The organism is Glutamicibacter sp. Je.9.36 (assembly GCF_051129975.1).
In the GTDB taxonomy this organism is placed as follows: domain Bacteria; phylum Actinomycetota; class Actinomycetes; order Actinomycetales; family Micrococcaceae; genus Glutamicibacter.
Genome location: NZ_JBCPSN010000005.1, coordinates 30,729 through 50,630 on the forward strand (window position 1 = coordinate 30,729; position 19,902 = coordinate 50,630).

21 protein-coding genes are annotated in these 19,902 nt (G+C 62.2%); 13 read left to right on the plus strand and 8 right to left on the minus strand.

The window, feature by feature from the left end:
• Positions 1–50: 50 nt before the first annotated feature.
• Entirely contained in the window at positions 51–1,106 is a 1,056-nt protein-coding gene (gene hemE, locus AAZQ98_RS12825) for a uroporphyrinogen decarboxylase (RefSeq protein WP_434692770.1), read from the minus strand.
• Between the two features lie 148 nt (positions 1,107–1,254).
• Between hemE and AAZQ98_RS12830 the strand changes: the two genes are divergently transcribed.
• From AAZQ98_RS12830 to AAZQ98_RS12855, 6 genes are all read left to right on the plus strand, one after another.
• A complete protein-coding gene (locus tag AAZQ98_RS12830) occupies positions 1,255–2,574 on the plus strand; it encodes a glutamyl-tRNA reductase (RefSeq protein WP_332498431.1) in 1,320 nt (439 codons plus the stop codon).
• Positions 2,575–2,712: 138 nt separating this feature from the next.
• A complete protein-coding gene (locus AAZQ98_RS12835) occupies positions 2,713–3,336 on the plus strand; it encodes a TetR/AcrR family transcriptional regulator (protein WP_105657677.1) in 624 nt (207 codons plus the stop codon).
• A gap of 64 nt (positions 3,337–3,400) precedes the next feature.
• Positions 3,401–3,622, plus strand: coding sequence for a DUF3107 domain-containing protein (locus tag AAZQ98_RS12840; protein WP_105657517.1), 222 nt, complete (start codon positions 3,401–3,403; stop codon positions 3,620–3,622).
• 121 nt (positions 3,623–3,743) lie between these two features.
• Positions 3,744–5,189: an RNB domain-containing ribonuclease gene (locus tag AAZQ98_RS12845; RefSeq protein WP_434692775.1), complete on the plus strand. Its 1,446-nt coding sequence runs from the start codon at positions 3,744–3,746 to the stop codon at positions 5,187–5,189.
• 264 nt (positions 5,190–5,453) lie between these two features.
• Positions 5,454–7,079: a DEAD/DEAH box helicase gene (locus AAZQ98_RS12850; RefSeq protein WP_434692778.1), complete on the plus strand. Its 1,626-nt coding sequence runs from the start codon at positions 5,454–5,456 to the stop codon at positions 7,077–7,079.
• Positions 7,080–7,157: 78 nt separating this feature from the next.
• Positions 7,158–8,042 (plus strand): DNA-methyltransferase, encoded by an 885-nt coding sequence (locus AAZQ98_RS12855; RefSeq protein WP_105657678.1) that lies wholly within the window; start codon positions 7,158–7,160, stop codon positions 8,040–8,042.
• Here AAZQ98_RS12855 and AAZQ98_RS12860 read toward each other — a convergent pair.
• Positions 8,027–8,872 carry a PHP domain-containing protein gene (locus AAZQ98_RS12860; RefSeq protein WP_332594818.1) on the minus strand — a complete coding sequence of 282 codons (846 nt, stop codon included), beginning with the start codon at positions 8,870–8,872 and terminating at the stop codon, positions 8,027–8,029. The genes AAZQ98_RS12855 and AAZQ98_RS12860 overlap by 16 nt on opposite strands.
• 65 nt (positions 8,873–8,937) lie before the next feature.
• Between AAZQ98_RS12860 and AAZQ98_RS12865 the strand changes: the two genes are divergently transcribed.
• On the plus strand, positions 8,938–10,485 hold the full coding sequence (locus AAZQ98_RS12865; RefSeq protein WP_434692780.1) for an aminopeptidase P family protein: 1,548 nt from the start codon (positions 8,938–8,940) through the stop codon (positions 10,483–10,485).
• Positions 10,486–10,571: 86 nt separating this feature from the next.
• Here the strand turns inward: AAZQ98_RS12865 and AAZQ98_RS12870 are convergent, their stop codons facing one another.
• Positions 10,572–11,423, minus strand: coding sequence for a general stress protein (locus tag AAZQ98_RS12870; protein ID WP_434692783.1), 852 nt, complete (start codon positions 11,421–11,423; stop codon positions 10,572–10,574).
• A gap of 132 nt (positions 11,424–11,555) precedes the next feature.
• Between AAZQ98_RS12870 and AAZQ98_RS12875 the strand changes: the two genes are divergently transcribed.
• The 3 genes from AAZQ98_RS12875 to AAZQ98_RS12885 are packed head-to-tail and all read left to right on the plus strand — an operon-like array spanning position 11,556 to position 14,564.
• Positions 11,556–12,806, plus strand: a complete 1,251-nt coding sequence (locus tag AAZQ98_RS12875; RefSeq protein ID WP_434692786.1) for a magnesium transporter MgtE N-terminal domain-containing protein — start codon at positions 11,556–11,558, stop codon at positions 12,804–12,806.
• 42 nt (positions 12,807–12,848) lie between these two features.
• Positions 12,849–13,457 carry a DUF1003 domain-containing protein gene (locus tag AAZQ98_RS12880; protein ID WP_105657523.1) on the plus strand — a complete coding sequence of 203 codons (609 nt, stop codon included), beginning with the start codon at positions 12,849–12,851 and terminating at the stop codon, positions 13,455–13,457.
• Positions 13,458–13,460: 3 nt separating this feature from the next.
• Complete coding sequence (locus AAZQ98_RS12885) at positions 13,461–14,564, plus strand: Mrp/NBP35 family ATP-binding protein (RefSeq protein WP_434692788.1); 1,104 nt, start codon at positions 13,461–13,463, stop codon at positions 14,562–14,564.
• Between the two features lie 12 nt (positions 14,565–14,576).
• Here AAZQ98_RS12885 and AAZQ98_RS12890 read toward each other — a convergent pair whose 3' ends face one another.
• Together AAZQ98_RS12890 and sigE are read right to left on the minus strand one after the other, a co-directional pair.
• A complete protein-coding gene (locus AAZQ98_RS12890; RefSeq protein WP_434692791.1) occupies positions 14,577–14,981 on the minus strand; it encodes a sec-independent translocase in 405 nt (134 codons plus the stop codon).
• 77 nt (positions 14,982–15,058) lie between these two features.
• Entirely contained in the window at positions 15,059–15,676 is a 618-nt protein-coding gene (gene sigE / locus AAZQ98_RS12895) for an RNA polymerase sigma factor SigE (RefSeq protein ID WP_105657526.1), read from the minus strand.
• A gap of 138 nt (positions 15,677–15,814) precedes the next feature.
• On the opposite strand from sigE, the gene AAZQ98_RS12900 reads away from it, so the two are divergent.
• Positions 15,815–16,480, plus strand: coding sequence for an O-methyltransferase (locus AAZQ98_RS12900; RefSeq protein ID WP_105657527.1), 666 nt, complete (start codon positions 15,815–15,817; stop codon positions 16,478–16,480).
• A gap of 96 nt (positions 16,481–16,576) precedes the next feature.
• Here AAZQ98_RS12900 and AAZQ98_RS12905 read toward each other — a convergent pair whose 3' ends face one another.
• From AAZQ98_RS12905 to AAZQ98_RS12915, 3 genes are all read right to left on the minus strand, one after another.
• Complete coding sequence (locus AAZQ98_RS12905) at positions 16,577–16,744, minus strand: DUF3117 domain-containing protein (protein WP_013349509.1); 168 nt, start codon at positions 16,742–16,744, stop codon at positions 16,577–16,579.
• 123 nt (positions 16,745–16,867) lie between these two features.
• Positions 16,868–17,212, minus strand: coding sequence for a DivIVA domain-containing protein (locus AAZQ98_RS12910; RefSeq protein ID WP_105657528.1), 345 nt, complete (start codon positions 17,210–17,212; stop codon positions 16,868–16,870).
• 3 nt (positions 17,213–17,215) lie between these two features.
• Positions 17,216–18,001, minus strand: a complete 786-nt coding sequence (locus AAZQ98_RS12915; RefSeq protein ID WP_434692795.1) for a TIGR00730 family Rossman fold protein — start codon at positions 17,999–18,001, stop codon at positions 17,216–17,218.
• Positions 18,002–18,178: 177 nt separating this feature from the next.
• On the opposite strand from AAZQ98_RS12915, the gene AAZQ98_RS12920 reads away from it, so the two are divergent.
• Positions 18,179–18,910: an amino acid ABC transporter ATP-binding protein gene (locus tag AAZQ98_RS12920; RefSeq protein ID WP_434693192.1), complete on the plus strand. Its 732-nt coding sequence runs from the start codon at positions 18,179–18,181 to the stop codon at positions 18,908–18,910.
• Between the two features lie 31 nt (positions 18,911–18,941).
• On the plus strand, positions 18,942–19,772 hold the full coding sequence (locus AAZQ98_RS12925) for a glutamate ABC transporter substrate-binding protein (protein ID WP_105657531.1): 831 nt from the start codon (positions 18,942–18,944) through the stop codon (positions 19,770–19,772).
• The last annotated feature ends 130 nt before the right edge of the window (positions 19,773–19,902 follow it).

The window sequence follows — 19,902 nt, forward strand, 5'->3', positions numbered from 1 at the left end:
CTCGACGGCCAGTTGGAACACAGCGTTAAACCTAGCTTAGACCTGTTGAATTACAGCGAGTGAATGAGCTCCACCACACGGGTCAACACGGTTGGGTCGGTGGTTGGCGGAACGCCATGGCCCAGGTTCACCACATGTCCGCGGGCCTTCTTGCCTGCTGCAACCACTTCGCGCACGTGCGCCTCGAGAACTTCCCACGGGGCATCGAGCAACGCCGGGTCGATGTTGCCCTGGACCGAAACGTCCTGGCCCAAGCGTTCAATCGCGGTTTCCAGCGGGATGCGGTAATCCACGCCCACGGTATCCACGCCAGCATCGCGCATGGCGGTGAGCAGTTCGCCGGTGCCGGTGCCGAAGTGGATCAGCGGCACGCCCAGGTCGCGGACGTAGTCCAGGGACTTCACCGAGTACGGGGCGACGTGCTTCTGGTAGTCCGGAAGCGAGAGCGAACCAGCCCAGGAGTCGAAGAGCTGCGCGGCCGAGGCGCCGGCTTCAACCTGCGCCCGCAGGAACTTGCCCGAGGCGTCGGCAGCCCAGGTCATCAGTCCGTCCCAGACATCCGGGTCGGTGTGCATCATGGTGCGCGGACCCAGGTGGTCTCGGCTTGGCTTGCCCTCGACCATGTAGGCGGCGACGGTGAATGGCGCACCGGCGAAACCGATCAGCGGGGTCTTGCCCAGTTCGGCCACGGTCAAGCGCACGGCTTCGCGGATGGGTTCCAGCGACTCGTCCGTCAGCTCCGGAAGGGCAGCTACCTGCTCCTTGGTGCGAATCGGGGTGTCCAGCACCGGGCCAACGCCTGGCACGATGTCCACGCCAATGCCTGCAAGGCGCAGCGGGATGACGATGTCCGAGAAGAAGATGCCGGCGTCCACCTTGTGGCGGCGCACCGGCTGCAAGGTGATCTCGCTGGCCATGGCAGGGTCAAGGCAGGAGTCGAGCATGCTCACCCCTTCACGCAGCTTCAGGTATTCAGGCAGCGAACGGCCAGCCTGGCGCATGAACCACACCGGGTGATGCGACGGCTTCTTGCCGGTCAAAGCGTGGATCAAAGCGGAATCTTGGGTACGTCCATCAATCAACGGATGGTTCTGCGACAGGGTCATGCCCCAATTCTGCCAACTCTTGAGATTAAAAGCCCATTTACTGCGTTCGCCCGCAGGGGAAGGTGAGCAAACTAACCCCTTGGAACCATGCGGATTTAGGCACACCTGCGTTGTCTGCCGGTATTTTCCGGCCTATTCTGGGGTCACTGTGGTTTTCTTATCTCTTGTCGCATCGCATTCCCAGCTCGATCTGGAGACCGTCGCACAAATCAGTGCTTCGGCCGACGGGCTGGCAGCTGCCTCCGTTAACGGTTCGGCGGCTATCAATGGCGCCGTCGTGCTGGCCACCTGCAACCGCTTCGAAGTCTACGCAGACGTGGACCACGTGGAGGACGCAGCAGAACATCTGGTCAACGAGCTGGCAGCAAGCACCGACCTCTCCCCCGAATTCCTGGCCCGCCGCCTCACCACGCTGGAAGGCGACCCGGTAGTTGAGCACCTCTTCTCCGTAGGCGCCGGACTGGACTCGGCCGTTGTCGGCGAACGCGAAATCGCTGGCCAGGTGCGTCGAGCACTGACCCAGGCGCAGCAAGAGAAGACCACAACCAGCAACCTCACCCGCCTGTTCCAGAACGCCACCCGCGCGGCCAAGGATGTCGGTTCGAATACCGACCTTGGAACCCAGGGCAAGTCCGTGGTTTCGGTGGCCCTCGATCTGGCCGAAGAACTGGCCACTGAAGGCCGCGACTGGTCCGAGCAGGATGTTGTGCTCTTTGGCACCGGTTCCTACGCTGGCGCCACCATGGCATTGCTCAAGGAACGCGGCGTCCAGCGCATTTCGGTTTACTCGCATTCCGGGCGCGCCGCAGATTTCACCGCGAAGCGCGGCGGCTTCCCGCTCAGCGACGAATTGCTGCCGCAGGCCCTGCGCGAAGCTGACATCATCGTTGGCTGCTCCGGCGGCGGTCACCAGTTGGCCCGTGCAGAGCTTGAAGCGCTGCGCGTGAAGAAGCACCCGCTGATCGCCATCGACATGGCGCTCACCCACGACTTCGATCCGACCATGGTCGAACTGCCCGATGTTGAACTGATTACCTTGGAATCGGTGCGCATGGCCGCCCCGACCGAGCAGGCCATGGCCGTTCACGCGGCTAGCCGCATCGTCAAGAACGCCACCGCAGAATTTGCCGCCGCTCAGCGTGAACGCGAGGCCGACTTCGCGATTGTCGCGCTGCGCCAGCACACCAAAGCCGTTCTGGATGCCGAGATCGCCAAGGTCCGTGCCCAGCACGGCTGCAGCGCCGCGGCCGAGGAAGTCGAGCTGGCCATGCGCCGCATGGTGCGCCAGCTTTTGCATGTGCCTACCGTGCGTGCCCGCGAACTGGCAGGCGAAGGCCGCACCGGCGAATACGTCTCGGCCCTGGAAACCCTCTACGGCTTGGAGCTCTCGCAGCCGGAGCCCGGGAAATCGGAGACTACGCAGGCCCCGGGCAACTGTCCAGCCGCCCCGGAAGCCAAATCAGCGTAGAAAACCTGATTTCCCCCAGCATATTTCCACTTTCCGCACAGAAGCATGGAATACTACTTCCAAGTAGATTACCCACCCGAGAATTCCTTTGATGACTTGGGAGCTGATCACTCTGCAGCTGGAAAGGCCCCATTCGACATGACGGAACTCGAAAATATCAAAGGCACCCGCCCGCAACGGATGCCCCGTGAAGCGCGTCGTCGCCAGCTGCTGCAGGCAGCGCACCAGGTTTTCGTGGCCCATGGGTACCATGGTGCGTCCATGGACGAAATCGCTGAAGTCGCCCTGGTTTCCAAGCCGGTGCTCTACCAGCATTTCCCCGGCAAACGCGAACTCTACCTCGCCTTGCTGGATTCGCACCTGGCCGACTTCAGCCGGCAGCTGGATGAAGCGATCCGCTCCACCAGCGACAATCGCGAGCGCGTCTTCGCCACCATCAACACGTACTACAGCTACATCAAGGGCGAATCCCAGGCGTACCGCCTGATCTTTGAATCCGATGTGCTCTCGGACCCGCTGATCGCCCATCGCATCGAGCAGTTCAACAGTTCACTGGCTTCCTCCATCGCCCGCGTCGTGGTTGAAGATACCGACATGAGCGAGGAGGAAGGCCTGCTGGCAGGCCGTGCCCTGGCAGGCCTCTCCCAGGTTTCGGCGCGTTACTGGGCCACCAGCAGCTCCTCGGTGGACCAGAATGCCGCCGTGGATCTCATCTCCCGTTTAGCTTGGCGCGGAATTTCGCAGTTCCCGAAAGAAAACTAGATAAATTAGTGTTCAGAGGCCCCATACGGGACACCTATTTCGTTCGAGAGGATCTGCGACAATCATGGAAATCCGCATTGGCATTCAGAATGTAGCCCGCGAAGTTGTACTTGAATCCGAGCTCAGCAACGCCGAAGTCAATGAGCTGGTCTCGAAGGCGATCGCCGACGGCACCGTTCTGGCACTGAAGGATCCAAAGGGCCGCGAGGTCCTGGTGCCTGCTGCTGGCATCGCTTACGTTGAGGTTGGCCCGGAAGAAGTCCGTCGCGTCGGCTTCGCACAGTAGAGCTTGTTGCGCGCCGAGGCATCGCCTCGGCAGCTAGTGGCCGGTTTCGCTTAGAAGCGAAACCGGCTATTCCTTCGCCCAAATGGTGATTTGACTCACCGATTCATGGTATTGCTAAAGGGTGACTGAACGAAGAATCCGCAGCCCCCGCCCGGTTCCCGCCAACTCGCTGGCCCAGCTACTGCTTGGCCTTGAAGCAGAGTTCGAGGTACCGGCACCCTTCGACGAGCAAACCCTGAAAGCCGCGGAACTGGCGGTAGCCCAGGTCCAGCACCCGGAGGAAGACGCCACCGGCATCCCGTTCTTCACCATTGACCCGCTCGGCGCCACCGATCTCGACCAGGCGATGTTCCTTGAACGAAACGGCCAGGGCTATACCGTGCACTATGCGATCGCGGACGTCCCAGCGTTCGTCACCTTGGGCAGCCAGCTGGACCAGGTGGCCCGCCAACGCGGTCAGACCTATTACCTGCCGCACCGCAAGATCACCTTGCACCCGCCCCTGATTTCAGAAGACCAGGGCTCGCTGCTGCCAGACCAGGACCGGCCGGCCTTCCACTGGAAAATTTCCCTGGATGCCGATGGCGCCCTGGGCGAGGTCCAGCTGAACCGCGCGCGCATCCGTTCCCGCGCCCAGCTCGACTACGCCTCCGCCCAGGCCCGGCTGGATTCGGGGGAACCCGATGAGCAGCTGGAATTGCTCGCCGAAATCGGTGCTGCGCGCCTGCGGCAAGAGCAACTGCGCGGCGGCGCCTCATTGAACCTGCCGGACCAGGAAATTGAAGAAGCAGGCGACGGCTACAAGCTGGCCAGCCGCACCCCGCTGCCCCTGGAAGGGCACAACGCGCAGATTTCCCTGCTCACCGGCATAGCCGCGGCCCGCATCATGCTCGAGGCCGGTGTGGGCATCCTGCGCACCATGCCCGCACCGGATGAAGCGGACCAGCAGGAATTCCGCACCCAGACCCAGTTGCTGGGCACGCCGTGGGACGCAACGCAAAGCTATGGGCAGTACCTGCATGCATTGGATGTCAGCGACCCGAAGCAACTGGTCATCATGCATCGTGCCGCCGCCCTGTTCCGCGGTGCGGACTACCGGGTCATCGCCGGGCAGCCTGAAGAGGAACTGATCCAAGCGGCACTGGCAGCACCCTACGCGCACACCACCGCGCCGCTGCGCCGGCTCGTGGACCGCTTCGTGCTGCTCACCTGCCACCTGCTTTCCACCGGCCAGCCGATCCCCGAGCAGCTCGCCTCGGCCCTGGAAGAGCTGCCCGGGCTGATGCGTACCAGCAGCATTGCCGCCAACCGGGTGAACAATGCGGCCGTCGACCTGCTCGAAGCCTATGTGCTCAAAACACGTGTCGGGGAAGAATTCCAAGCCATCGTGCTGAAGTCAGCCGAGCATAAGGAAGATGGAAAGATTCGTCCCGGAGTGCTGCAGCTGGCCGATGAACCGGTCACCGGAGAGTTTTCCGGTTCCGCCCAGCCGGGCACCCTGGTGCGCGTAAAGCTGGTCCAAGCTGATCCCGCGGCCCGCAAGATCAGCTTCGAAATCGTGGCCTGAGACTCCTAAACCCGGGTTTCCGGGCAAAACCGGCTATGCTTGGCCTATTAGTAAATAGGATGCCCGATCGCAATGGGCTGATAGATGAAACAGTTTTATGGCGACTTCCCAGCGGCCGCCATCCCGCAGGTGCTTGACCAAGCCACCTAACGTGAAAGTAGCGATCGGCTCCGCTGGATTCGTGCGGTATCCGCATGCTCCTGGCTTGTTGCAAGCCGGAATGGAGCAGGTACCGTGCCCACATGAAACGAGAACAAAGACATCGTGACTGACACGACGCTTTCGGCCCCAGTGGCCGAACCACAAGACAATGAGCCAAGCATCGCAGAGCCGGTCAAGCAGAGCTTTGCCGATTTGAAGGTTCGCGAAGACATCGTTGCTTCGCTTTCGGAAGCCGGGATCGAGTACCCGTTCCCCATCCAGGCCCTGACCCTGCCAGTTGCCCTGGGCGGCAACGACATCATCGGCCAGGCCAAGACCGGCACCGGCAAGACCCTGGGCTTCGGCATCCCTGCCCTGCAGCGCGTGATCCGCGAGGGCGACAAGGGCTACGGGGATCTTGAATTCCCCGGTGCCCCGCAGGCACTGATCGTCGCTCCGACCCGCGAGCTGGCCATCCAGGTCGGCGCCGACCTGGCCCAGGCGTCGAAGCACTCGAACATCTCGATCACCACGATCTACGGTGGCCGCCCCTACGAAGAGCAGATCAACGCCCTGAAGGCCGGCACCGACGTGATTGTCGGCACCCCGGGCCGCTTGATCGACCTGAACCGCCAGCGCGTGCTGAACCTCAAGCAGGTTCGCACCGTGGTACTGGACGAGGCCGACGAGATGCTGGACCTGGGCTTCCTGCCCGATGTCGAGCGCATTCTGGCCGCGTTGCCGCCGGTACGCCAGGCGATGCTGTTCTCGGCCACCATGCCCGGCGCCGTGATCACCATGGCCCGCCGCTACATGACCCGTCCCACCCACATCCGCGCCCAGGATCCCGGCGATGATGACTCGCTGACCAAGCGCAACATCCGCCAGCTGGTCTACCGCGCGCACAACATGGACAAGGACGAGATGGTGGCCCGCCTGCTGCAGGCAGAAGGCCGCGGCAAGACCATCATCTTCACCCAGACCAAGCGCTCGGCTGCCAAGCTGTCCGATGAGCTGGTGGACCGCGGCTTCAACGCCGGTTCGCTGCACGGCGATCTGGGCCAGGGCGCCCGCGAGCAGGCCTTGAAGGCCTTCCGCGCCGGCAAGGTCGACATCCTGGTAGCTACCGATGTCGCGGCCCGCGGCATCGACGTGGATGACGTCACCCACGTGGTCAACCTGCAGTGCCCGGATGATGAGAACACCTATCTGCACCGCGTAGGCCGTACCGGCCGTGCCGGCAACACCGGTATTGCGGTCACCTTCGTGGACTGGGATTCGGTGCCCCGCTGGTCGCTGATCAACAAGGCGCTGGGCCTGAACGTTCCCGAGCCGGTAGAGACCTACTCGTCCTCGCCGCATTTCTTCGCCGACTTGGGAATCCCCAAGGGCACCAAGGGCCGCTTGCAGCGTGCCAAGAAGACCGCGGCAGCTGAGGGCGATGGCTCGCCACGCCGCGAGGATTCGGCGCGCACCCCGCGCCGCCGCAGCAATTCGCGTACCCGCACCCGCACCGTGAACGGCGAGCAGACCCAGCAGCGCGGTGCGCAGGACTCCGGCGCCGAGCAGGAGGGCTCACGCCACGGCCACTCCAAGGGCAAGCAGGACCGTCCGGCACGCGAAAACGAGCGCCACCGCGAAACCCATGCTTCCGGCGGGGAACAGGCGGCGACCGAGGGCGCATCCGCTGCCCGCCGACGCCGTCCGCGCCGCCGCACCCGCAGCACCGAAGCAGGCGGCCAGGACTAATCCCCAGTCCAACCGGTCAGCCAACTTTTCCGAAAGGAACCCACACCAGCGGTGCTCGCTCTACCCGAAGAACCAGCTTTGCCCGACGCTGGAACGCAGGATGCCCCGGCGTCCGTCGTTCCAGCCTCGGGTAATACCGTGTATCACGGTGATAACCTCTCCATCCTTGGCACCCTGCCCGATCAAAGCTTCACCTTGATCTATGTGGACCCGCCGTTCAACACCGGGCGCAAGCAGACCCGTGCCCAGCGCACCATGGTCCGCGCTGCCGAAGGCGAAGGCGACCGCACCGGATTCAAGGGACGCGAGTACAACACCGAGCTGGGGATCGCCCGTTCGTATCACGATACCTTCGACGACTACCTCAGCTTCATCGAGCCGCGGCTACGCGAGGCCCACCGCCTGCTGGCCGAGGACGGCACGCTCTATGTGCACCTCGATTATCGCGAGGTGCACTACGTGAAGGTGCTGCTCGATGGGATTTTCGGCCGGGACTGCTTCCTGAACGAACTGATCTGGGCCTACGACTATGGTGCCCGCGCCAAGAGCCGCTGGCCGGCCAAGCACGACACCATCCTGGTCTACGTGAAGGATCCGAAGAAGTACCACTTCGATTCGGCCGAGGTGGACCGCGAGCCGTACATGGCTCCCGGCCTGGTCACCCCGGAGAAGCGCGCCCTGGGCAAGTTGCCGACCGATGTCTGGTGGCACACCATCGTCTCGCCTACTGGCAAGGAAAAGACCGGCTACCCGACGCAGAAGCCCGAAGGCGTGCTGCGCCGGATTGTGGCCGCGTCGTCGCGCCCGGGCGATTGGGTGCTGGACTTCTTTGCCGGCTCAGGCACTACCGGTGCGGTGTCCGCGAAGCTGGGACGCCAGTATGTGCTGATTGACCAGAACCCCGAGGCCATCGAGGTGATGAAGGCTCGTTTGCCTGGAAGCACCAGCTATATCGAGGCCTGAGTTCCGGTCCCCTGGGCAATAATCCTATGCAGCATTTCCGGCTCGGTGAGATTCTCGCCGAGCCGGTTCAGCTTTCCGGTGCCGTGGTAGTCGGAAGATCCGGTGACAATCAGATCGCGATCGGCGGCCAGCTGGAGCAACCAGGCCTTTCCCTCGGCGGTATTGTCCCGGTGGTGCACTTCGACCCCCGCTAGCCCGGCATCGATCATCTCGTAGAAGGTGGAATCGGGAACTACCCGTCCGCGCGCAGAGGCCTTGGGATGCGCGAACACCGGAACGCCGCCGGCTTCCCGCACCAATTGCACCGCGGTGGCAGGATTCACCGCTGGATGCGAAACGTAGTAGCGCGAACGCGAGGAGAGGATGTTGGCGAACGCTTCATTGCGGTTGTCCACCACCCCCGCGGTCACCAGCGCATCGGCAATATGCGGGCGGCCCACGGTTGAACCCGGCAGGCAATGCTCCCCCACCAGGTCCCAGCTGATCGGATAGTCCTCGGCCAGCAGGTCGACAATGCGGCGGGCACGAACGATCCGCGAGTTCAGCGCAATATCCAGCTCATCGAGCAGCGGCTGGTAGGTGGGGTCATGCAGGTAGCTGAGCAGATGCACGCTGATGCCGTGGGTATCCTGGCAGGTGATTTCCATGCCCGGAATGAATCCCAGTCCCAGTTTCCCGGCTTGCGCCGCGGCTTCGGCCCAACCTGTGGTCTGGTCATGATCTGTCAACGCCACGACATCCAGGCCCGCAACCGAAGCTGCGCGCATGAGCTCGGCCGGAGTTTCAGTTCCGTCGGACACATTGGAGTGGGTGTGCAGGTCGATTCGCATATGCCTAGGTTATCCCCTGCGCTGATTCTTTGCTGGGATACAGCTGATGGTGACACACTTGGAACATGACCAATCAAGATTCATCTGCACCAAGCACTGATCAGCCGTTGGAAGACCGCGTGAACAACCGTTCCCAGCGTCCAACGTCCAAGGCATTCCAGGACTTCATGGCCTCCTCGTGGGCGCAAGACACTTCTGATCTGCCAGAACAAGATGCCGCGGCCAGCTACGCAGCCGCTCGCCGTGCCAAGCTCTCGGAGAATTTCCCCGGTGAGCGCATCGTCATTCCGGCAGGCCCGCTCAAGGTCCGCTCCAACGACACGGACTACCGTTTCCGCCCGCATTCTGCGTTCGCCCACCTGACCGGCCTGGGCGTCGACCACGAGCCCGATGCCGTACTGGTCATGGAACCGACCGATGACGGCGTGGGCGAGCACGGCTCCAACCACGTTTCCACCCTGTATTTCGCGCCGATGGCCGGCCGCGACACCACCGATTTCTACCTGGACTCGCGTTCCGGCGAATTCTGGGTGGGCCCGCGCCCAACCCTGTCCTCGCTGTCGGCGCGCACCGGGATGCCCACCGATTCGCTGGAACAGCTGGAAATCGCGATCACCAAGAATTCCGGCCCGCAGGCCCTGGGCGGCATCCGCATCCGCCTGGTGCGCGAGGTGGACCTGAACATCGAGGCGCTGGTGGATACCTCGCGCATCAACACCGGCCAGGACCTGGAAGCCAGCGATGCCCTGGATACCGAGCTGTCCGAGTTCGTTTCCGAGCTCCGCCTGGTCAAGGACGCGTACGAAATCGCCGAACTGCGCAAGTCGGTTGCCGCGACCATCAACGGCTTCGAAGACGTGGTGCGCAACCTGGACAAGGCCGTCGCGCACGAACGCGGCGAACGCGTTGTCGAAGGCGCGTTCTTCGCCCGCGCCCGGCTTGAGGGCAACGAGCTGGGCTACGACACCATCGCCGCCTCGGGCAACAACGCCACCATCTTGCACTGGATCCGCAACACCGGAACCGTCAAGCAGGGCGAGGTGCTGCTGCTGGATGCAGGTGTCGAGGCCGAATCCCTGTACACCGCAGACATCACCCGCTCGCTGCCGGTGTCCGGAAAGTACACCGAAGTGCAGCGCAAGGTCTACCAGGCCGTGCTGGATGCCGCCGATGCCGCCTTCGCTGCGGCTAAGCCGGGCCTGAAGTTCCGCGACCTGCATCTGGTGGCTACCCGCGTCTTGGCTGAGCGGCTCTCCGAGTGGGGCATCTTGCCGGTATCTGTGGAAGAAGCCATGGATCCAGAGGGGCAGCATCACCGCCGCTGGATGCCGCATGGCACCAGCCACCACCTGGGTCTGGACGTGCACGACTGCGCCCAGGCACGCGCCGAGCTGTACCTGGATGCCGAGCTGGAGGAGGGCATGGTCTTCACTATCGAGCCGGGCCTCTACTTCAAGGACGAGGATCTGGCGATCCCCGAGGAGTACCGCGGCCTGGGCGTGCGCATCGAGGATGACATCCTGGTCACCGCCGATGGCGCCGAGAACTTGAGCGTTGCCCTGCCACGCAAGCCTGAGGAAGTTGAAGCGTGGATGGCTAAGTTGCGCGGCTAAGACATCCCGCAGCGTTAACCAGCGAAAGGCATGGGCGCAGTTACCGAGGTAACTGCGCCCATGCCTTTCTTTGGCCTAGCTGGTCCCTATGCTTCAGGATCCTTGCGAGGCGCTGGTTCCTGGACCGGGGCCTGAGGCTGCTGCGAGGTATCCACTCGCGGCTCTACCTGCGACAGGTCCTGCGTGTCCTTGGCCTCGGCGGCCGGTGCCTGCGCTTCGTCATTGGCTGGCTGCTCGACTGGCGCAGCTGGCTTGCCCTCGTTGACGCGCACGCCATAGCGGGGACGCCCGTCTGGCAGGTCGGGGAACTGCGAGCTGCGCTCTTCCTCGGCAACCGGCTGCGCAGGCGTGGCCGGTACTGCAGCGGCTGCCTGGGCCGACGGTGCGGCAGCTGCGGCAGGCTGCTGCTGCGGGGCGGCCTGGGCAACTGGTTGCGCGGGTGCCTGCTGCGGACGCATGGGCAGCTTGGAGGCCAGCGTGCGGGCCGACTGCGCATGCTCGAAATCCACCACCACGTCAAAGCTGGTGGCAACGAACTGGCTGGAGGACGCGAAATCGCGCTTGCCGCGACGGGTCGAATAGCTGATCACGCCAGCGATCATCCAAATAGCCATGCCCAGGCCGATGGCGGAGAGAATCTGGTACAGCCCGTTGCCGCCACCGCCGAAGAGGGTCAGGAGCAGGCCGACAAACAGGCCCATCATGCCGCCCTGGGCGGCGCCAGCGAGCGCCACGCGCGGGTAGGAAAGTTTCGCGGTGACTCGCTCCACGGTGCGTACGTCATTGCCGACGATGCTTACCGCGGCGACCGGGAAATCATTATCGGCCAGGTAATCCACGAGCTTCTGCGCGTCGAGATAGCTGGTGTAACGTCCAAGCAGTTCTCCGCGCGGCAGGCCGCTGGTGCTAATCGAATTTACTCCATGAGGCGAGGTCATATCTATATTGTGCACAGGTTTACTGTGAGCCTGCCTAGTTGTGAAGCAACTATCGCTGAGGGTGAAAGAAACAGCACTGGCCCTGTGGCTTTGCACACCGGGAACGGGGCTGAAACGCGATAGTCTAGGAGGGTGAGCGCACAAGTGTCTAAAATCTTCGTCGCCCGGCTGCTCGGGCTTGATGTCTTTGACCCCTTGGGCGACCGCTTAGGCCGCTTGCGCGATGTCGTGGTGGTCTCCCGCGGCCCCAAGAAACCCGCCGCCTGCGTGGGCTTGGTCGTCGAGGTCCCCGGCAAACGGCGGGTGTTCGTTCCGATGACCCGCATCCAGTCCATGGAAGCCAACCAGGTGATCTGCAACGGCCTGGTGAACATGCGCCGTTTCCAGCAGCGCGGCCAGGAAATTCTGGTTGTCGCCGAAATGTTCGACCGGACCATCACCTTCGTTGATGGTTCCGGTCGCGGTGTCATCGAGGACATCGGTTTGGCGCAGACCCGTCGCGGGGACTGGGAAATCAACGAATACTATGTCCAGCGTGGAGAACCAACGGCCAATTTGCTGGGACTGCGTTCGCGCCGCCGCAACAAGGTGCTGGTTTCCTGGGACGAGGTCAGCCACGGTTCGAAGAATGAACCGCAGTCCGCTGACACCTTCGTGGCCGCCCACGATGAGATGAAGCCTGCCGACTTTGCTGACGCCCTGCATGAAATGAATGAGAAGCGCCGCCTGGAAATCGCGGCCCATCTGCAAGATGAGCGCCTGGCCGACGTGCTCCAGGAACTTCCGGACCGCGAGCAGGTGGAGATCCTTTCCGCCCTGGGCCTGGAACGTGCCGCGGACGTGCTTGAAGAAATGGACCCGGATGACGCGGCCGACCTTCTGGCCGAAGTCAGCGAAGAGACCAAGCACCAGCTGCTGGATCTGATGAACGAGGAAGAGGCCAAGGATGTCCGCCGCTTGCTCGCCTACCCGGAAGGTACCGCCGGGTCGATCATGACCCCGGTTCCGGTGATTCTCACCCCTGAATCCACGGTCGCTGAAGCCCTGGCCTCGGTGCGCCTGGAGGAATTGAGCCCGGCGCTTGCTTCGACCGTATATGTGGTGCGCCCGCCGCTGGAGACGCCCACGGGACGCTACCTGGGCCAAGTCCACATCCAGGCGCTGCTGCGTGCCGCTCCCCCGGAGCCGCTGGGCGATATCCTTGATACGGAGCTGGAGCCGATGTCGGACCTGTCCAACATCACCGAAGTGGTTCGCCATTTGGCCACCTACAACCTCACCAGCGTAGGCGTGACCAACAAGGAAGGCCGGCTTGTAGGGGCCATCACCGTGGATGACGTGCTGGACCACATCCTCCCGGATGACTGGCGTTCCCAAGACTAGCCAACGCCCCACCCACCCATCAGCAGCAAAGGAGTTCCAGCTATGGCTGAGCAGCGCAAGAGTAACGGCCTGGATACCCCGCTTGCAGCACGACAACGCTTCTGGCCCCGGTTCTCCCCGAACCCCGACCTCTTTGGTTCGGCCACGGAGAAGTTCGCCCGCTTCATGGGCACCCCGACCTTCCTGCTGTACATGACGGTGTTCTGCGCCTTCTGGCTGATCTGGAACTCGGTCGCCCCGATCAATTGGCGTTTTGACGATGCCACCATTGGCTTCACCGCGTTGACCTTGATGCTCTCCTTGCAGGCCTCCTACGCGGCTCCGCTGCTCCTGCTGGCGCAGAACCGCCAGGATGACCGCGACCGCGTCTCGCTGACCGAGGACCGCGCCCGCGCTGAACGCAATCTGTACGACACCGAGTACCTGACCCGCGAGCTGGCTTCCCTGCGCTTGGCACTGCGCGATGTTGCCACCCGCGACTACGTGCGTTCCGAACTGCGCAATGTGCTTGAAGAGCTGCTGGAAACCTCTGATGGCGAAGAGCTGCACCTGCGCGCGAAGAAAAAGGGCGGCAATAAGAATTCGCACCCGCAAACCGGGATGATCGAAACCGTCAAGCCCCAGCAGGGCCAGCACCGGAAGAGCAAATAAGCATTGAGCACCACGCCAGAACTCCAAGCCGCCCTCGCAAAGGTCAACGACCCGGAGCTTCGCCGGCCGATCACCGAATTGGGCATGGTGGAATCGGCTGTCTTGGCCGATGGCACCGCCAGGGTCAAGATCTTGCTGACCATCGCCGGTTGCCCGATGCGCTCGACCATCGAGGAAGAGGCCACCGCGGCCTTGCTGACCGTAGCAGCGGTGCAGCGCGTTGAGGTGAGCCTGGGCGTTATGGATCCGCAGCAGCGCGCGGAGCTGCGCGAGTCACTGGCCAGCCGCCGCACCCCGTTCTCCGATCCTGCTTCCCTGACCCGGGTGATCGCTGTGGCCAGCGGCAAGGGCGGCGTGGGCAAGTCGTCGATTACCGCGAATCTGGCCTGCCAGCTAGCCTCCCAGGGCTTGAAGGTCGGCCTGATCGACGCCGATGTCCATGGTTTCTCCATTCCCTCGCTGATGGGTATTTCGCAGAACCCCACCCGGGTTGATGACATGATCCTGCCGCCGGTGGCGCACGGCGTGAAGGTCATTTCCATTGGCATGTTCCTGGATTCCAACCAGCCGGTGATCTGGCGCGGCCCGATGCTGCACCGGGCCCTGGAGCAGTTCCTCTCGGATGTCTACTTCGGGGACCTGGACTATCTGTTCCTGGACCTGCCGCCAGGCACCGGGGACATGGCCATCTCCGTGTCCCAGCTGCTGCCCAATAGCGAGCTGCTGGTGGTCACGACCCCGCAGTCCACGGCTACCGAGGTTGCCGAACGCGCCGGCACCATCGCCTTGCAGACCCATCAGAAGGTGATCGGGGTGGTTGAGAACATGAGCTTCCTGCAGCTGCCCGACGGGTCGCGCATGGAGGTCTTCGGTTCCGGTGGCGGTGCCAAGCTCAGCGAATCGCTGAGCCAGCAGCTGGGCTACCCTGTTGGGATGCTGGCCCAGATTCCGCTGGAAGAGTCCGTACGCGTGGGTTCGGATCAGGGCCAGCCGGTAGTGCTCAGCACCCCGGGGGCACCGGCCGCGGCAGCGATGCGTGAATTGGCCGGGAAGTTGGAACAGCGACCGCGCGGGCTTGCCGGGCGATCGCTGCCGATGTCTTTCTGAGGACTTCTGGGCCTAGGTGGCTTCGGAGTCGAAGGGCGCCGGTTCATTGGCGCCCAGCTGCAACTGCTGCGTGGTAGCCGAAGGGACCGCGGTGCGCACCGGGGCTGGGGCCACAGTTTTGGCTGGAGAACCCTTTGCGGCATTCACGGCGTCGTCGAATTCATCGACAAGCGCCTCCTTGATGATTCGGCGTGGATCATACTGGCGCGGGTCCAGCTTCTTCCAGTCGATGTCGGCAACCTCGTCGCCTACTTCCTCGCGCAGCTGCTCCTTGGCGCCATTGGCCATGCGCCGCACTTCCTTGACCAGGTTCGCTAGCTTTTTGGCGTACTCGGGAAGCTTTTCGGGGCCCAGAATAACGACCGCCAGCACGGCGAGAACGATAAACTCGCCACCATTAATACCAAAAAGATCCACGTAAGAAGATTACCTTGTTCCGGTGCCACTAACGAAGTCACCGCGCCACGCCAACGGTGAACACGCGATGAACGGGGTTAGCTGGCGGCGCGCAAGCCTCGCGGGATGCGCGGCAACGACATGGTCTTGGCAGGGCGGTTGGCTGGATTGCGGTGAGCGAGCGCATCACGAAGCATGGCGCGGCCGCGGTGGATGCGAGAACGCACGGTCCCGAGCTTGACATCCAGGATGCGTGAGACTTCCTCGTAGGAGAAGCCTTCCATATCGCACAGGACAATAGCGGCACGGAACTCCGGCGACAACGCACGCAAGGCTTCTTGCACGTCGACATCCAAGTTGTTGAATTCGAAATAGCGTTCCGGGGTTACCGCGGTACCGGGCATCCGGTCTTCGGATCCCTCGGCGAAACGGTCGAAGCGGATCTTGCTCTTGCGCCGAGCCTGGTCCAGGAACAGGTTGGTGGTAATGCGGTGCAGCCACCCGCCCATGGTTCCGGGGGTGTAATTTTCCAAGGCTTTGAATGCGCGAACGAATGCCTCCTGCGAGAGGTCCTCGGCATCTTGGCGGTTACCAGTCAAACGGTAGGACAAACGGAAGACCCGTTGCCCATGTTCTTGGACCATCTGATCCCATGTCGGAGTCGTGGTTTCGGCAGTCACCGTAGAAGAAACTGTTTCACTTCGTGCATTGTTCACACTCCAAGTATGAAATGGGAAGCTGAGCTGAAGCTAAGAATACCCTGCGCGAGAACCTCCAAGTTCAACAACTTCAGGTAACGACGTAGGTACGATGGGAACTGGCCCCGCCAATTCAACCCTTGAGGACCTCCGCCGATGCCATCGATGAATCCAGAACTCTTCGCGAGCTGGACCTATACCCAGAACCACGTCAACGAACCAGAGCATGTCGCCCCGGTTCGCGAACGTGCGGAAGACCTGGGCGTGCGCTGCATCGATCAGGCCGGCCGCTCGATGCTGCAGATGCTCTGCACCCTGCGCCAGCCGCGCAATATCGTGGAGATCGGATCCGGTGTGGGTGTCGCATCGCTGGCGATGCTCGAGGTCATGGGCAACGCCATGACGTTGACTGCGATTGAATCGGATCTGGAGCACGCCAACGCGATGCGCCAGGGCCTGCGCGATTCAGGCATCCCCACGGCCCGCGCCCGCATTATCAATGAGCGCGCAGAGAACGTGCTCTCGCGCTTGGCCGACCACGCCTACGACCTGGTACTCATCGACGCCGGCGCTGAGCTGCTGCTCGAGTACGTGGCCGAGGCCAAGCGGCTGGTCGGAACCGGCGGGGTGATCATAGTGAACAACGCCTATGACGAGCATCGCCTGGCCAAGCCCGCGGTTCGCCGCCCCTCCACCGTCACGACCCGAGATGCGCTGCGCATGCTGCGCGAGGACCCGCGCTTGCAGACCCACCTGTTCCCTACCGAGCAGGGCCTGTTTGTGGCCACTGTCCTTCCTGCCAAGGCCGCGACCCGCCTCTAGCCGCTGATTTCGGGAAAGACAAAGGACCGACATTTCTGTCGGTCCTCGATTGCCGCACCAGCAACCCGTGCGGCCAAAGCTAGAACTTGGGCAGGCTTACTCAGTTACCTTGAGCAGGCACTCACGCAATTCGGTTGCCTCGTCGTTGTTCAACTCGACTACCAGTCGTCCGCCTCCGTCGATTGGCAGGCGCAAGATGAGGCTGCGGCCTTCCTTAGCGACTTCCATTGGTCCATCACCGGTGCGTGGCTTCATAGCAGCCATTAAGCTGTTCCCTTCGTCTGTGGCTAACGCATGCACTGGCGCTTGCCGTGCATACAACCGAATGCCTAGTCCATCCTCAGCAAGGATTCCCTGCTGAGTTGGGACACTTATCTTTTATTATTACTAATTTTCGCCCGTGTCGCTAATCACACGCCGTGACTCAAGGTCACGAACCGTATTCTCAAGCTCGGTAATTTCTGCCGCGAGGACATCGAGCACCTCATCCACCTGGTCGCAGCGGTAACCGCGCAAGCCCAAGGAGAAGCGAACTTTCTCCACATCTTCAGCGCGCGGATTCTTGGCCAGCAGCACCGGCGGCAACGAAGCCTGGTGCTCGACCAATCCCGTGATGGGCTCCCCAGTGGATTCGAAGTGGCGACCTGCCGGTACATTCTTCCGCTGGCTGGACAGCAGCAGCGCAACAGCACCCACCAGCAATACTGCGATGGCAACAAGGAGGAACGGCATCGCCTACTGCCCCTTCGCCAGGTCGCCGACCTTCAGGTTTTCTTCATGCGCACGCAGCACCAGATCCACCGCTTCATCAGGATCATCGGTGATAGTGAACAAGTCCAGATCACCGGGGGAAATGGTGCCTTCAGCAACGAGCGTCTTGGTCATCCAGTCCACCAAGCCGCCCCAGTATTCGGTGCCCACGAGCACAATCGGGAAGCTGGTGATCTTCTTGGTCTGGACCAAGGTCAACGCTTCGAACAGTTCGTCCAGAGTGCCAAAACCCCCGGGGAGCACGATAAAGCCCTGCGAGTACTTCACGAACATCGTCTTGCGCACGAAGAAGTAGCGGAAGTTCAGGCCCTTGTTGACCCAGGCATTCAGCCCGGTTTCAAAAGGCAGCTCAATGCCCAGGCCTACGGAAACGCCGTCCTTGTCAGCAGCTCCCTTGTTGGCCGCTTCCATGGCGCCGGGGCCGCCACCGGTGATGGTAGTGATGCCTTCCTCGGCCAAGCGGCTGCCGACACGCTGGGCGATCGCATAGTACGGGCTGCCCGGATCCGTGCGCGCGGAACCGAAAACCGCGATGGCAGGGCCGGTGCCGGCCATATTTCCAAAGCCGGAGACGAATTCCGATTGGATACGCAACACGCGCCACACGTCGCTATGCGTGACATCGACCTGCGGGCTTTCCAGAAGATGGTGGTCAAGCTGATCTTCCGGTTGCTTTCCTGGCCAGCTCGCTTCGATGTGGCGCTTTTGCCCGACCCGGGCATTTTCTTCACTCTTACGCTGATGAACCATAACTTCACTCTATCGGTTACTCCTGCGCATCTTCGGATGTGACCTACCGCTGATTGGAGAACAGTTTGATAACAACTAGGTGTGACATGGTCGACGGGTCGCGTAGTCGCCGTCACATCAAGTAATGTCTACAACATGAAAAGCGATCATCAGGCTCAAGCTTCTTCTGAAGGCCCTATCGTCCAGCTGACTGGGGTCAATAAGCACTACGGTGCGCTGCATGTGCTCAACGGCATCAATCTCGAAGTGACCAAGGGCGAGGTCGTTGTGATCCTCGGCCCGTCGGGCTCGGGCAAGTCCACGCTGTGCCGCGCCATCAACCGACTGGAAACCATCGACGAAGGCACCATCAAGATTGATGGCAAGACCCTTCCCGAAGAGGGCAAGGCACTGGCCAATCTCCGGGCCGATGTCGGCATGGTCTTCCAGTCCTTCAACCTCTTTGCCCACAAGTCGATCTTGGAGAACGTGACCCTCGGTCCGATGAAGGTCAAGGGCATGAAGAAGGAGGAGGCCAAGAAATTGGCGATGCAGCTGCTGGAGCGTGTGGGCGTGGCCAACCAGGCCGGCAAACTGCCCGCACAGCTTTCTGGCGGCCAGCAGCAGCGTGTGGCGATCGCCCGCGCACTGGCCATGAAGCCGAAGGTGATGCTCTTCGACGAGCCAACCAGTGCCCTGGACCCGGAAATGATCAACGAGGTCCTGGACACCATGGTGGGTCTTGCCAAGGAAGGCATGACCATGCTCGTGGTCACCCACGAGATGGGCTTCGCCCGCAAGGCGGCGGACCGCGTGATCTTCATGGCCGACGGCCAGATCGTCGAGCAGGCCACTCCTGAGGAATTCTTCACCAATCCCAAATCCGACCGTGCCAAGGATTTCCTTGGCAAGTTGATCACCAACCACTAATTTCATCATCACGCATCCAATAGGAGGAACAATGCGCAAGACTCGTTTCGGCACTGTAGCCGCAATGGCCGCCGTCGCAGCCCTGGCCCTGACTTCATGTGGCGGCTCCGGCGACAGCGAAGCCGACGGCGACAAGATCCGCATCGGCATCAAGTACGACCAGCCGGGACTCGGCTTCAAGGACGGCGATAACTACACCGGTTTCGACGTTGACGTCGCCAAGTACGTAGCCAGCGAACTGGGCTACACCGAGGACAAGATCGAATTCATTTCGGCACCGTCGGCCAACCGCGAGACCATGCTGCAGAACAACCAGGTTGACATGATCTTCGCAACCTACTCGATCACCGATGAGCGCAACAAGGTTGTCGACTTCGCTGGTCCATACTTTGTCGCCGGCCAGGACCTGCTGGTTCCATCCGACTCGGATATCGCCGGCCCAGAAGACCTCGATGGCAAGAACCTGTGCTCGGTCACCGGTTCCACCTCGGCCCAGAAGGTCAAGGACAACTACGCCCAGAACACCAACCTGCAGGAACTTCCGGGCTATGCAGAGTGCACCACCCAGATGAGTGGCGGCACCATTGACGCGGTTACCACCGATGACATCATCCTTGCCGGCCTGGCTGCGCAGCCTGCCTACAAGGGCAAGTTCAAGGTTGTCGGCGCGCCATTCACCGAAGAGAACTACGGCGTGGGCCTGCCTGATGGCACCGACAAGTGCGGCGACATCAATGCGGCAATCACCAAGATGATCGAGTCCGGCGAGTGGCAGAAGGCCCTGGACAAGAACACCGAAGGCACCGGTTACAAGCCGAACGCTGAAACCAACCCGCCAACCCTTTCGGATTCCTGCGCCTAGCAGCATCTGATGCGATGGGGGCCAAACGCAGCGTGTTTGGCCCCCATCTGCAATCTGCGTTTCCCAGGTACCAGCTAATGCAGGTACCGGACCCATAGCCGCTTGGCCGGTTTTCCGGCCATCGAGACAG

Coding starts and splice junctions, on each gene's coding strand:
- AAZQ98_RS12835 (WP_105657677.1), top strand. CDS start 2,713: ATGACGGAACTCGAAAATATCAAAGGCACCCGCCCGCAACGGATGCCC.
- AAZQ98_RS12870 (WP_434692783.1), bottom strand. CDS start 11,423: ATGACCTCGCCTCATGGAGTAAATTCGATTAGCACCAGCGGCCTGCCG.
- AAZQ98_RS12900 (WP_105657527.1), top strand. CDS start 15,815: ATGCCATCGATGAATCCAGAACTCTTCGCGAGCTGGACCTATACCCAG.
- AAZQ98_RS12915 (WP_434692795.1), bottom strand. CDS start 18,001: ATGGTTCATCAGCGTAAGAGTGAAGAAAATGCCCGGGTCGGGCAAAAG.
- AAZQ98_RS12840 (WP_105657517.1), top strand. CDS start 3,401: ATGGAAATCCGCATTGGCATTCAGAATGTAGCCCGCGAAGTTGTACTT.
- AAZQ98_RS12905 (WP_013349509.1), bottom strand. CDS start 16,744: ATGGCTGCTATGAAGCCACGCACCGGTGATGGACCAATGGAAGTCGCT.
- AAZQ98_RS12860 (WP_332594818.1), bottom strand. CDS start 8,872: ATGCGAATCGACCTGCACACCCACTCCAATGTGTCCGACGGAACTGAA.
- AAZQ98_RS12925 (WP_105657531.1), top strand. CDS start 18,942: ATGCGCAAGACTCGTTTCGGCACTGTAGCCGCAATGGCCGCCGTCGCA.
- AAZQ98_RS12910 (WP_105657528.1), bottom strand. CDS start 17,212: ATGCCGTTCCTCCTTGTTGCCATCGCAGTATTGCTGGTGGGTGCTGTT.
- AAZQ98_RS12880 (WP_105657523.1), top strand. CDS start 12,849: ATGGCTGAGCAGCGCAAGAGTAACGGCCTGGATACCCCGCTTGCAGCA.
- hemE (WP_434692770.1), bottom strand. CDS start 1,106: ATGACCCTGTCGCAGAACCATCCGTTGATTGATGGACGTACCCAAGAT.
- AAZQ98_RS12865 (WP_434692780.1), top strand. CDS start 8,938: ATGACCAATCAAGATTCATCTGCACCAAGCACTGATCAGCCGTTGGAA.